Raw genomic sequence first — 12,196 nt, 5'->3', positions numbered from 1 at the left:
GCCGCGTGCTCCTATCGTGGACTCGTGATCAGAACCGCTGCCCTGGCCCATATTCGCGACCGCCGGCTGATCCAGACCCGGTCGACCGGTAAGACCGTGTTCTACATGGCCGGCGGAAAGATCGACGCCGGGGAGACGGCCTTGCAGGCACTGCATCGGGAGGTCCGGGAGGAGCTCGGGGTGGGAGTCACCGGAATCAGCCCGCTGGGTGTCTTCGAAGCCGAGGCATACGGGCACTCGGCCGGCACCCAGCTGCATATGACCTGTTTCCTGGGCGAGGTCACCGCCGCCCCGGCGCCCACCGGCGAAATCGCCGAGTTCCGCTACTTCACCGGCGCCGAGTACGCCGCCATGCCGGAAGTCGCTCCGGGCTCCCTGCTGGTTTTCGAACACCTGCACCGGCTCGGGTTGATCGACTGGTGACCAGGCGACCCGCCTCGCCGAAGCGGCTCCACTTCGGCCGGCGATTACGCCCGGCATACGGCGGGTAAGGGCCGGCCGGCGCAGCGACCGGCCCCCCGGCTACGCAGGCGGCTCGGAATCGTCGGCGGTTCGGCTCGGGGATTTTTCCGATACCCGGCGGACCGTCCCGGGATCGGTGCCCTCGTCGGCTTCCTGGTCCGGTTCCGGATGTTCGGGTTCGAAGGTTTCCGGCAGATTCTTCAGATGTTTGTTCATCGAGCGAACCAGCAGGAACGTCCCGGCGAGCAGGATCAGCACCACCGCCAGGCCGAGCGGGGAAGCTTTACCGAACTCCGGGCCGGTCGGGGTGCCCGGGGTCTGCGCCAGCAGCCCGGAAGCGAATACCGAGAGCTCCATCACGGTCATGAGCGGTACTCATCGGTGATGCCGGCGAACAAGTCGGTTTCCGGGATCTCGGTGCGCACCCGGGTGCGGGCCAGTTCGAACTCCTCGGTCGGCCACAGCCGCTGCTGCATTTCCAGCGGAATGGCGAAGAACACACCGTTGGGGTCGACCTGGGTGGCATGCGCACGCAGCGCGTCGTCGCGGCGGGGGAAGTACTTACCGCATTCGACCTGGGTGGTCACCCGGGCCATGGTGTCACCCCGTTCGACCGCGTGCTTACGGGAGCGGTCCAGCCATTCCTGCATCGGGAACGGCTCACCGATCCGGGCGAACTCCTCGGCGAAAACCTCCATCCGCCGGATGGTGAACCCGTGGTCGTAGTACAGCTTCAGCGGGGTCCACGGCTCGCCGGCGTCCGGGAACTTCTCCGGGTCTCCCGCGGCCTCGTACGCCGCTACGGACACCTCATGGCACCGGATGTGATCAGGATGCGGGTAGCCGCCCATCTCGTCGTAGGTGGTGATCACATGGGGTTTGAACTCGCGGACCACCCGCACCAGCGCCTCGGTGGCCACGTCGAGCGGTACCAGGGCGAACGAGTCCTCGGGCAGCGGCGGTAAGGGGTCTCCCTCGGGGAGCCCGGAATCGACGAAACCCAGCCACGTCTGCCGCACACCCAGCGCCGCGGCCGCGGCCGCCATCTCCTCGCGCCGGATCTCCTGCATACGTTCCAGTACCCCGGGGGTATCCATGGCCGGGTTGAGGATGCTGCCGCGTTCACCGCCGGTCAGCGTGACGACGAGGACGTCATTGCCCTCGTCGGCGTATCGGGCGGTGGTGGCGCCGCCCTTGCTGGATTCGTCGTCGGGGTGGGCGTGCACCGCCATGAGGCGAAGGCCACTCACTTCTCGTTCACCGTCGCTCTCGGTCGCGGGTGTTCGGACTTCATTACCTATAGTTCCATCCGGACCCATTCTGTTCCGACCTACCCCCCGGGAGCACCTGATAATGACCGAGCCCACGTCCGACCCCGGGCGCACCGACGCGGCGGATCCCGCCGGCGCCTCCCGCGGGGAGACCGGCGCGGGCGGCGGAGACCGCTACACCGACCGCTACGGCCGCGCTCCCCGCCCGAAACGGTGGCGGCGGCTGGGCGCGCTGCTCACCGGCGTAGTCGTGCTGGCCGGTATCGGGATCGCGTATGTGGGCTGGACGAAGTTCGGCCCGAAAGACATCGAATCCGAACAGCTCGGCTACACCGTGCTCGACGATTCCTCGGTCGAGCTGCGGATCCGGCTGACGCGATCCGACCCCTCGGTCCCGGTGGTCTGTGTGGTCCGGGCCATGTCCCGCGACCTCACCGAGGTCGGCCGCCGCGAGGTCGTGATCTCCCCGTCGGGCGCAGAGCAGACAGTTCAGGTGAGCACCGTCATCGAGACGAGCGAGACGCCCGCCTCGGCCGCGATCTACACCTGCACCGACGAAGTACCCGGCTACCTCCGAACCGAGTGAATAGGGCGCCCGTACTGCGGACCCGCCAGTAAAAACTCTCCGACCTGCACCTTTGTGATTCATGCTAAAATGGCTTCACACACGGTTCCGGGGCACGGAGCCGTGTTTGCTGCATTGGCGGCCGACGCGGTCGATGCCGGGTAGGCGAAAGGTTCCGGCATCAGGCTGTCGGGGTATTCGAACTTCCCGCAGATCGCGATAGCCGTCGGCTGAAGCATGCCTGCCTGCGGGTGGGTCGTGCGGCAGTGATCAGGAATCCCGGCCTGCCGGGGACAACTACTAGGGAGTGATCGAGATGACTGAGACCCAAGTGACCTGGCTTACCCCGGAGTCGCACGACAGGCTCAAGAGCGAACTCGACGCGCTCATCGCCAACCGTCCGGTCATCGCCGCCGAGATCAACGAGCGCCGCGAAGAAGGCGATCTCAAGGAGAACGGCGGCTACCACGCGGCGCGCGAAGAACAGGGCCAGCAGGAGGCCCGGATCCGGCAGCTGCAGGAACTGCTGAACAATGCCAAGGTCGGCGTGGCGCCCACCAAGTCCGGTGTCGCGCTGCCGGGATCGGTCGTGAAGGTCTACTACGACGGTGACGAAGACGACACCGAGACCTTCCTCATCGCGACCCGCGAAGAAGGCCTGGGCAGTTCCGACCTGGAGACCTACTCCCCGAGTTCCCCGCTGGGCGGCGCGCTGATCGACGCGAAGGTCGGCGAAACCCGTGAATACACCCTGCCCAACGGCAACACCATGAAGGTGACGCTGGTCAGCGCCGAGCCCTACCACAGCTGATGCGCCGGCCGCGGCGCAGCGCGCCGCGGAGCCGGACAATGACACGAGCGGCCGTATCCGACTTCCCGGATACGGCCGCTCGTTCATTCTCGGTCTCCCTGCCGGCCTATCAGCTCAGCGCCTGCTCGAGATCGGACAGCAGATCGCTGATGTCCTCGATACCCACCGACAGGCGGACCAGATCGGCCGGCACCTCCAGATCCGACCCTTCCGTGGAGGCGTGGGTCATGGCGGCGGGATGTTCGATCAGCGATTCCACCCCGCCGAGCGATTCGGCGAGAGTGAACACCTCGGTGCGGGAGCACAGCTTGCGGGCGGCCTCGACGCCGCCGGCCAGCCGCACCGAAATCATCCCGCCGAACCGCCGCATCTGCTTATCGGCGACGGCATGGCCGGGATGTTCCGGCATTCCGGGGTAGATCACCTTGCTGATGGCCGGATTCCGGGACAGGAACTCGGCGAGGGTTTCGGCGTTGTCGCAGTGCCGGTCCATCCGCAGCGCCAGTGTTTTGGTGCCGCGCATGGTGAGGAACGCGTCGAACGGGCCGGGTACCGCGCCGGCGCCGTTCTGCAGGAACGCGAAGGCGGCATCGAGTTCGGCATCGTCGGTGAGCAGCGCGCCGCCGATCACATCGGAATGGCCACCGAGGTACTTGGTGGTCGAATGCACCACCACATCGGCGCCCAGAAGCAGCGGCTGCTGCAGATACGGGGTGGCGAAGGTGTTGTCGACCACCAGTTTGGCGCCCGACGTGTGCGCGATATCGGCCAGCGCCGCGATATCGCCGATATTGAGCAGCGGGTTGGTGGGGGTTTCCACCCAGATCAGCTTGGTTTCGGGCCGGATTGCCGCGCGCATGGCGTCGATATCGGCGACCGCGGCCGGTGTGTAGCTGATACCCCAGCCGGTGAAGACCTTGTCGATCAGCCGGAAGGTCCCGCCGTAGGCGTCGTCGGGGATGACGATATGGTCGCCGGGCCGCAGCATCGCCCGGAGTGCACAGTCGGTGGCGGCCATACCGGAGGCGTACGCCCGGCCGTACCGGCCCGATTCGAGGGCGGCCAGGTTCGCCTCCAGCACCGTGCGGGTGGGGTTGCCGGTGCGGGCGTACTCGTAACCGTCCCGCAGCCCGCCCACTCCGTCCTGGGCGAAGGTGGAACTGGCGTAGATGGGGACATTCACCGCGCCGGTCCGCGGATCGGGATCGTAACCGGCGTGGACAGCCCTGGTGGTGAAGCCCAGTTCGCTCATACCCCCCACCCTAAACGCCGGGTTCCGCGTCGTTGCACGCCGGTCGGGTCTTGTTGCCCGCCCGTACAGACGAATGCTCCCACCACTGATGCACCGCCTCCGGCACGGGCGACATTGCACCCACTCGGATGCGCAATCAGCCGGTCGGCGGCGGGCGCATATGCGCGATTCGGCTGCCGACCGTTGCGGGCATATCTCCCACGTACGGATCGGCCGGCCCGCACGTTGCCGAATGGGCCGATCCGCTCGCCGAAGCCGCGGCGATGCGGAGACAGCCTGCTCTTTCAACGGCTCGACCTGCGCAAATGCGCCGGATATCACAATGTTGTAAATGGCGGCGCGTTGTTACGATCGAGTGATGTTCGCGCTGGGCCCTCGTTTGTTCGAAATCTCCGCCCGACGTTTTCTGGAGGGAATCCAGCAAACGCACGGGGCGCCGGCACGCGCCGCCGCGACGGCGTTGCCCGGCCTGTCCGCCGAGATCGATCAGCACGCGGCCGCCGTACGCGACATCCTCGACCTGGGCGTCGCTTCCGCCGACCAGGTTCCCGCACCGGTCCTGCTGGCCGGATACATCCGCGGGTTGCTGGCCGAACTGACGGCCCCCATCACCGAACCCGCCGACTGGGCCACCGCCGAATGGCTGCACCTGCGCTTGGCCGGGGCCTGCCTGCACAGTACCTATGGTGTCGCCGCGGAGCCGAAGATCTGCTGACGCGGCCGGACGGTCCAGGCCGATGCGTACCGAATCCGCAGAATGTACCCGGCTGAAATCGTAGGAGACGTGGCCTCCGGTCCCGGAACGCACTTCCGCCGTGTGCCGGAACCGGCACACGGCGGAAGAATCACTGTGCTGACGCGCTACCGCAGGTGGCGCGGTTCCCCACCGCCCCCGTAGGGCGGCTGACCGCCGTACGGGTTGCCGTACTGCTGCTGCCGGTAATCGCTGCCCGGCATCTGCTGCCCGAACTCACCCGGCTCACCGCGGTAGCCGCCCTGCGCGGGCTGCGGCTGGTCCCACTGCTCCGGGTTGCGGCCGGGAGCCTGACCGTGAACCGGCTGCTGAGCAGCGGTCCGCTGCCGGGACGCGTCCTCGCGGCCGCGCTGGTATGCCTCGGCGTGACCGCGCATCGCGGGCACCTCCTGTTCCAGCCCGCCCAGCCAGGAATCCCAGCGCTGCTGCATCGGCCGCACCAGACCGCCACCGACACCGACCACCAGAATTCCGCCGATCGTGGCCAGCACCGCGATCAGGATGGGCGTGGTGACCGTGGTGGCCACGCCGATCTGATTCAGCGCGGCGATGATGCCGATCGCCCAGATGAACACCGAGGCGATGCGCCCGATCATCGGCCCGTAACTCAGCCCGCCCAGCGCATTGCCGACCAGATCACTCACCGCGTGCGCGATGGCACCCGCGATGCAGATGATCAGGACGGCGACGAACAGCCTGGGCAGCCAGCTCACGATTCCGTCGATCACATCGCTCACCGGATTCGGCCCGAAAACGCCGAAACCGAGTTGCAGGGTGATCAGCAGGATCGCGTAATACACCAATTTCGCCAGCAGGTCCGAGGCATCGTATTTGCTGCGCGACAGCATCCGCTCGATTCCACCGCGCTCGACGAGACGGTCGAAGCCCACCCGCTCCAGCACCTTGTCGACGACCGTCGCGACAACTTTGGCGATGATCCAGCCGATCAGCAGGATGACCAGGAAGCCGGCGAGCTTGGGCACGAAGGTTGCGACCGAACTCCACGCGTCAGAGAAACCCTGTTGGAAATCGATTGCCAAACTCGAGGTTCGCACAAGCCCTTCCCTTCGCTCTCCGAACGAACGTGGCGTTTGCCACGAACGGTATCGGAGTGGTTATACCCCGGGGGAGCTGCCCGAACCATCGATTGCGGAATAATTGCTAATGCACGGTACGCCCGGTGCTCACGAAACCCAGCAGATCGTGACGGGTGATCACACCGACCGGTTTACCGTCCTCGACGACCATGAGTGCATCGGTATCCGACAGCGCCTTGGTGGCCGCGGAAATCGGCTCCCCGGACCCGATCAGCGGGAACGACGGGCTCATATGCTGGGCCACCGAATCGGTGAGCTGCGCGCGACCGGAGAACACCGCCGAGAGCAGATCCCGCTCGGATACGCTGCCGGCCACCTCGCCGGCCATCACCGGCGGTTCGGCGCCGACGACCGGCATCTGCGACACCCCGTACTCGCGCAGGATCTCGATGGCGTCGCGCAGCGTCTCCGACGGATGGGTGTGCACCAGATCGGGCAGTTCCCCGGACTTACCGCGCAGCACATCGCCGACCAGGGTTTCGGCGGTGGACCCGTCGAGCGGCGTGCGCAGGAACCCGTAGGAGCTCATCCAGCGATCGTTGAAGATCTTCGACATATAACCGCGCCCGCCGTCGGGCAGCAGGACCACCACCACGGCCTCCGGATCGCGCCGCGCGACCTCGAGCGCCGCCACCACGGCCATTCCGCACGAACCACCGACCAGCAGCCCCTCCTCGCGGGCCAGGCGGCGAGTCATATCGAACGAGTCCGCGTCGGAGACCGCGATAATCTCGTCCGGGATCGCCGGATCGTAGGCCGTCGGCCAGAAATCCTCGCCGACACCTTCCACCAGATACGGGCGCCCGGTGCCGCCGGAGTACACCGAGCCCTCCGGATCGGCCCCGATGACCTTGACCTTCCCGCCCGACACTTCCTTGAGATAGCGCCCGGCGCCGGTGATGGTGCCGCCGGTGCCGACACCGGCGACGAAATGGGTCACGGTGCCCTCGGTATCGCGCCAGATCTCCGGGCCGGTGGTCTCGTAGTGGCTGTCCGGGCCGTTCTGGTTGGAGTACTGATCCGGTTTCCAGGCGCCCTCGATTTCGCGGGTCAGCCGGTCGGAGACGCTGTAGTAGCTGTCCGGGTGCTCCGGCGGCACCGCCGTCGGACACACCACCACTTCGGCGCCGTAGGCGCGCAGCACATTGCGCTTGTCCTCGCTGACCTTGTCCGGGCAGACGAATACACAGTGGTAACCGCGCTGCTGCGCCACCAGCGCCAACCCGACACCGGTGTTACCCGAGGTGGGTTCGACAATGGTCCCACCGGGCCGCAGATCGCCCGACTTCTCGGCCGCCTCGATCATCTTCACCGCGATACGGTCCTTGGAGCTGCCGCCCGGGTTCAGGTACTCGATCTTGGCCGCCACCAGCCCGGCCCCCGCCGGAGCCACCGAGTTCAACCGAACCAGCGGGGTGTTGCCGATGAGGTCCACGACATGATCCGCGATGCGCATACCCCCCATCGTTGCAGAGGCGTTGCCGGGGGCCGCGGCGTGGTCCGCCACGGCACCGCGGCCACCTCACGCAAATCCGGCGACCCCACGCCCGAGCATTTAGTATCTGTGACCTATGAGGCTGCCGAAGTTCGCGGGCGCCACCGTGTTTCTGGCCGGATCGGCGATGGCACTGATCGCCGCGGCTACAGCACCGGCCGGCGCCGCGACCCACTCCTTCCCCGACGTCCCCACCCTCGCATACGGGGGGCTGTGCGGAACCAGCATCCGCACCTGGGCCGACACCAGCCCGCAGTGGCCGGGCCGGGCGGTGATCAATGTCCGCGCCCACCCGGTCATCGGCGTGGGCTCCGGTAGTCACCCCTTCGCCCCGTTGTGCGAGGTACTGACCACGGTCGCCTGGCGCAATCTCGATACCGGCGCCACCGGCAACTATGTCAACAATGTGGTGACCGGTATCTACGGCAGCATCCAGTACTCCCTGTTCCAGGACACCGGACCGGGCCGGGTCGAGGTCACGGTGACCACGAACCACGCGAGCATCCCGGCCCACGGCAGCTTCGTAGTCCCCGCCTAGCACCGGCCCTCGTTCGCTAGGAAGTCTCGGGCGCCCGAACTCATCACGTTCTCGGTTTCTTTATCACCATCTTTCTCAGGCGAGAAAGATGGTGTGAGGAAGAACGGTAAAGAACGGCACGTGAGTCGCTGACGACCTCGGCAGCGGCCGGATCGATGACATCTCCCGGCTGCCCGCCGGCCGTTTCGACGGTACTGCGGAGGACCGGGACGACCGCCAGTGCCGGCCGGACCTCGGTCCACGCTCGGATGCGGGTGGGCGGATATCGCAGCAGTTCACTCACCCGCACTCGGGCCGGTGCGCGAATATAATCGCGGCAATGGGCGAGACTCGGATCGGATGGCGGACGGCCGCGGTGGCCGGGGCCGCTACGGTGGCGTTCGGTTCGGGAGCCGGCACCGCGTCGTGGGCGGCCTATCGACTGCTCACCACGCAGGCGGGTACCGCCCGCGGCATGATCGGTCGCGATACCTCCAAGCCGCCCGAAGCCGACGGGATCTACTCATCGGACGGGCACGAGCCCTGGCGCACCGGAAAGTACGCCGACCTGCATCTGATGATCTTCGGCGACTCGACCGCGGCCGGTCTGGGCTGCCGGACCGCCGCCGAAGTACCCGGAGTCCGGCTGGCACACGGTCTGGCCGATGCCACCGGGCAGCGCGTCCGGTTGAGCACCAAGGCGATATCCGGCGCCACCTCCAAAGGTTTGGCCGGGCAGGTGGACGCCATGTTCGTGGCCGGACCGCCGCCGGACGCCGCGGTGATCCTGGTCGGCGCCAACGATGTCACCAAGAAACATTCCATCGGCCGCTCCGCGCAGCGGCTCGGGGCGGCGGTGAGCCGGTTGCACGGCGCGGGCAGCATCGTGGTGGTCGGCACCTGCCCGGACCTGGGCAGTGTCACCGCCATCCCGGAACCGCTGCGCACCGTGGTGCACCGCTGGAGTCTGCAACTGGCCCGGGCCCAGGCCGCGGCCACCCGGGCGGCCGGCGGACGCATCGTGGCGATGGGCGATCTGCTGAGCAAGGATTTCCGGGCCGCGCCCGAACAGTTGTTCTCGGCCGACGGGTTCCATCCCTCGGCCGCGGGCTACGCGCTGGCCGCTACACATCTGCTGCCGGAACTGCTGGCCGCGCTCGGTCAGCGGGATATGGCCGCGGCGGATATTTCCCCGCGGGCCGCCGCGACGTAGATTCGAAGGGATCGTACCCCGCGAGTGTGCGTGATCGGGGCAGTTTCGGATCGCGCACACTCCTCGACTAAGGAGTCCTCATGCCAGAGGCCGTCATCGTTTCCGTTGCTCGCTCGCCTATCGGACGCGCCAACAAGGGGTCGCTGGTGAGCATGCGGCCCGACGACCTCGCCGCCCAGATGGTGCGCGCCGCGCTGGACAAGGTTCCCGCCCTCTCCCCCGCCGATATCGACGACCTGATGCTCGGCTGCGGCCAGCCCGCCGGTGAAGCGGGTTTCAATATCGCCAAAACCGTCGCCACCCAGCTGGGTTACGACTACATGCCCGGCACCACCGTGAACCGGTACTGTTCCTCGTCGCTACAGACCACCCGGATGGCGTTCCACGCGATCAAGGCCGGTGAGGGTCACGCGTTCATCTCCGCCGGTGTGGAAACCGTGTCCCGCTTCCCGAAGGGCACCGCCGACGGCTGGCCCGATACCCACAACCCGCTGTACGCCGCCGCCGAGGAGCGCACCGCCACCCGCGCCCAGGGCGGCGCCGGCTGGCAGGACCCGCGGGAAAAGGGCGACCTGCCCGATATCTACATCGCCATGGGCCAGACCGCGGAGAACGTCGCCTCGTTCACCGGTATCTCCCGGGAAGACCAGGACCACTGGGGTGTGCGGTCGCAGAACCGTGCCGAAGAAGCCATCAAATCCGGCTTCTTCGAACGCGAGATCACCCCGGTGACCCTGCCCGACGGCACCGTCGTCTCCACTGACGACGGCCCCCGCCCCGGCACCTCCTACGAGAAGATCTCGCAGCTCAAGCCGGTGTTCCGGCCGGACGGCACGGTAACCGCCGGTAACGCCTGCCCGCTCAACGACGGCGCCGCCGCGCTGGTGGTCATGAGCGATACCAAGGCCAAGGAGCTGGGCCTGACCCCGCTGGCCCGTATCGTCTCCACCGGCGTCTCGGGCCTGTCGCCGGAGATCATGGGCCTGGGCCCGATCGAAGCGGTGCGCAAGGCGCTGAAGCTGGCCGGTAAGACCATCGGCGATATCGACCTCTACGAAATCAACGAGGCGTTCGCCGTGCAGGTCCTGGGTTCGGCCCGGGAACTGGGCATGGACGAGGACAAACTGAACGTCTCCGGCGGCGCCATCGCCCTCGGCCACCCGTTCGGTATGACCGGTGCCCGCATCACCGCCACGCTCATCAACAACCTGCAGACCCACGATAAGCAGTTCGGTCTGGAGACCATGTGCGTCGGTGGCGGTCAGGGTATGGCGATGATCATCGAACGCCTGAGCTGATTGCACCGCTTCCGGCGGAGCGGGAAGTCCCAGGTGTCGCGCTCCTGTCGGTTGCGCCGAGAAATGTATTCATGAGTAAGGCCCGGTAGGGAACCCAATTCCGTACCGGGCCTTACTTGTGCACACGCCAACAGGACCGGCGCCGGCAGCGGAGAGTTGTCACCGTCGATCGGCGGTGCGGGGCCCGGTAACCGATTGTCAGCGGAGACCGGCTCGATAGAGATCCCGTAGCAGCGCAATCTCCGCACCGTGGTGCAGCAGATCGCGCCGCATGTGCAGCACGATCCCCGCAGTGGACCAGTCGGCGAGCATGCTGCCCGGCGGTCCCGCCGGTTCCGCCAGCCCGGCGACACCGAGGCCGGCGATACCGCCGACCCACGCCTGGTAGGCAGCGTCGAGCTGTTCCAACGCCGCCGCCGCTGTCCCGGCGTAGCGGAACGAGGCAAAATCGACGGGCGGATGGCCGAACCGTTCCAGCCCCGCCTCCAGCACAACGATCACATGCCCGAGCCGCCACCCGATGGTTGTCACGGGAGCCGGCTCGGGCGGCGGTATCGCGAAATCGCAGACGAACCCGCCGGCTGCCGGGCGAACCGACCACATACCCGGCACCGGCTCCCAGAAATATTCCTCGTCGGTGAGCCCGTCGAGCCTGGTGCGCAGTTGCCTGGCCCAATGCGTTTCCAGCTGCGCTCGTATCTCCGCGTTCCAGTCCAAGTCCATGGCCTACACCCTGTGTATTTCGTCCGGCGTGAACAACCGGTTTTCTAGCGGGCACCGGTCGAAGTCACCAGGTCCGCGATCCAGGTGATCGCCTGCCACACCGGTGCTTCCCGGACCTCCCGTCCGGTCAGATACGGAATCAGCACCACCTCGGCGGCATGGTCGAGTGCGTGCTGGACGGCAATCCGCGCCGCGAGCTCGGGGCCGGTATCCGTGTAGACCGTATGCACCACACGGAGGCCATGGACCTGCGCAAGTCTTGCAATCTCGCCACTGTCGCAACCGATCCGGCAGACCACGACCGCCCGCCGCAGCGCGGTCACCGGCGCGCCGCCGCAGCATATGCCGCCGCCACCGCATAACGCGGGCAGCGATGCGCGGCATGAACATCCATCACCTGATGGGCGTGCGCATACCCGCGAATCGGCTCCCGCGACAAGCAGTGCGGAGTGGGCTGTTCGGCAGGTAGCGCCCGTAATCCGTCCACGAGCCGGCGCAGCACCGCCGGATCGTCGGCAACCCATTTCCTACCCGTCTGCCAAAGCCGCACTGCCGCAGCCATGGCGAGGTTGTTCGGGGCCCGGACGGGCAGGGCCGGTATCTCCTGACGCATAGGGGACCTCATGTCGTAGTCGATGTGTGTTCACCGCGCCTGCTCTCGATGAAGCCGGTTCTGTGGAGAGGCTGCACAACGGTAGGAATCCCGAAATCGCTGACGGGGTACGGTTTGTACCTCGC

General features: G+C 67.1%; 15 protein-coding genes. 7 read left to right on the top strand and 8 right to left on the bottom strand.

Annotated elements, in window-relative coordinates; translation table 11 throughout:
* Window positions 1-24 precede the first annotated feature (24 nt).
* The gene (locus IU448_RS16520; RefSeq protein ID WP_324188618.1) at window positions 25-423 is read left to right on the top strand and encodes an NUDIX domain-containing protein; all 399 of its coding nucleotides are present in this window, start codon (window positions 25-27) and stop codon (window positions 421-423) included.
* A 99-nt stretch (window positions 424-522) separates the two neighbouring features.
* On the opposite strand, the gene IU448_RS16515 is transcribed toward IU448_RS16520, so the two are convergent.
* Together IU448_RS16515 and mca are read right to left on the bottom strand one after the other, a co-directional pair.
* On the bottom strand, window positions 523-828 hold the full coding sequence (locus tag IU448_RS16515) for a hypothetical protein (RefSeq protein WP_195056522.1): 306 nt from the start codon (window positions 826-828) through the stop codon (window positions 523-525).
* Window positions 825-1,694 carry a mycothiol conjugate amidase Mca gene (gene mca, locus IU448_RS16510; protein ID WP_195056894.1) on the bottom strand — a complete coding sequence of 290 codons (870 nt, stop codon included), beginning with the start codon at window positions 1,692-1,694 and terminating at the stop codon, window positions 825-827. Before mca ends, IU448_RS16515 begins: the two co-directional genes overlap by 4 nt.
* A gap of 121 nt (window positions 1,695-1,815) precedes the next feature.
* Here mca and IU448_RS16505 point away from each other — a divergent pair, with 121 nt between their 5' ends.
* Together IU448_RS16505 and greA are read left to right on the top strand one after the other, a co-directional pair.
* Window positions 1,816-2,319: a DUF4307 domain-containing protein gene (locus tag IU448_RS16505; protein ID WP_195056521.1), complete on the top strand. Its 504-nt coding sequence runs from the start codon at window positions 1,816-1,818 to the stop codon at window positions 2,317-2,319.
* A gap of 295 nt (window positions 2,320-2,614) precedes the next feature.
* The gene (greA, locus tag IU448_RS16500; protein ID WP_195056520.1) at window positions 2,615-3,109 is read left to right on the top strand and encodes a transcription elongation factor GreA; all 495 of its coding nucleotides are present in this window, start codon (window positions 2,615-2,617) and stop codon (window positions 3,107-3,109) included.
* A 109-nt stretch (window positions 3,110-3,218) separates the two neighbouring features.
* Here the strand turns inward: greA and IU448_RS16495 are convergent, their stop codons facing one another.
* Window positions 3,219-4,361 carry a cystathionine gamma-synthase gene (locus IU448_RS16495; RefSeq protein WP_195056519.1) on the bottom strand — a complete coding sequence of 381 codons (1,143 nt, stop codon included), beginning with the start codon at window positions 4,359-4,361 and terminating at the stop codon, window positions 3,219-3,221.
* Window positions 4,362-4,719: 358 nt separating this feature from the next.
* Between IU448_RS16495 and IU448_RS16490 the strand changes: the two genes are divergently transcribed.
* Window positions 4,720-5,076, top strand: a complete 357-nt coding sequence (locus tag IU448_RS16490; RefSeq protein ID WP_195056518.1) for a DUF6401 family natural product biosynthesis protein — start codon at window positions 4,720-4,722, stop codon at window positions 5,074-5,076.
* Window positions 5,077-5,222: 146 nt separating this feature from the next.
* Here IU448_RS16490 and IU448_RS16485 read toward each other — a convergent pair whose 3' ends face one another.
* A complete protein-coding gene (locus IU448_RS16485; protein WP_195056517.1) occupies window positions 5,223-6,170 on the bottom strand; it encodes a mechanosensitive ion channel family protein in 948 nt (315 codons plus the stop codon).
* A gap of 106 nt (window positions 6,171-6,276) precedes the next feature.
* Window positions 6,277-7,668 (bottom strand): cystathionine beta-synthase, encoded by a 1,392-nt coding sequence (locus IU448_RS16480; protein WP_195056516.1) that lies wholly within the window; start codon window positions 7,666-7,668, stop codon window positions 6,277-6,279.
* Between the two features lie 115 nt (window positions 7,669-7,783).
* On the opposite strand from IU448_RS16480, the gene IU448_RS16475 reads away from it, so the two are divergent.
* The 3 genes from IU448_RS16475 to IU448_RS16465 all read left to right on the top strand — a co-directional run bounded on the left by IU448_RS16475 (window position 7,784) and on the right by IU448_RS16465 (window position 10,735).
* Window positions 7,784-8,245, top strand: coding sequence for a hypothetical protein (locus IU448_RS16475; RefSeq protein WP_195056515.1), 462 nt, complete (start codon window positions 7,784-7,786; stop codon window positions 8,243-8,245).
* Window positions 8,246-8,564: 319 nt separating this feature from the next.
* Complete coding sequence (locus IU448_RS16470; protein ID WP_195056514.1) at window positions 8,565-9,437, top strand: SGNH/GDSL hydrolase family protein; 873 nt, start codon at window positions 8,565-8,567, stop codon at window positions 9,435-9,437.
* Window positions 9,438-9,517: 80 nt separating this feature from the next.
* A complete protein-coding gene (locus IU448_RS16465; RefSeq protein ID WP_195056513.1) occupies window positions 9,518-10,735 on the top strand; it encodes an acetyl-CoA C-acetyltransferase in 1,218 nt (405 codons plus the stop codon).
* A gap of 198 nt (window positions 10,736-10,933) precedes the next feature.
* On the opposite strand, the gene IU448_RS16460 is transcribed toward IU448_RS16465, so the two are convergent.
* The 3 genes from IU448_RS16460 to IU448_RS16450 form a co-directional block, all read right to left on the bottom strand.
* The gene (locus IU448_RS16460; RefSeq protein ID WP_228813290.1) at window positions 10,934-11,458 is read right to left on the bottom strand and encodes a DinB family protein; all 525 of its coding nucleotides are present in this window, start codon (window positions 11,456-11,458) and stop codon (window positions 10,934-10,936) included.
* A gap of 44 nt (window positions 11,459-11,502) precedes the next feature.
* A complete protein-coding gene (locus IU448_RS16455; protein ID WP_228813288.1) occupies window positions 11,503-11,688 on the bottom strand; it encodes a hypothetical protein in 186 nt (61 codons plus the stop codon).
* A gap of 89 nt (window positions 11,689-11,777) precedes the next feature.
* The gene (locus tag IU448_RS16450) at window positions 11,778-12,083 is read right to left on the bottom strand and encodes a hypothetical protein (protein WP_195056511.1); all 306 of its coding nucleotides are present in this window, start codon (window positions 12,081-12,083) and stop codon (window positions 11,778-11,780) included.
* Between the last annotated feature and the right edge of the window lie 113 nt (window positions 12,084-12,196).

This window comes from Nocardia flavorosea (genome assembly GCF_015477805.1).
In the GTDB taxonomy this organism is placed as follows: Bacteria; Actinomycetota; Actinomycetes; order Mycobacteriales; family Mycobacteriaceae; genus Nocardia; species Nocardia flavorosea_A.
The sequence above is the reverse complement of the archived record's forward strand: the minus strand, read 5'-3'. Positions and strand labels throughout refer to the sequence as shown.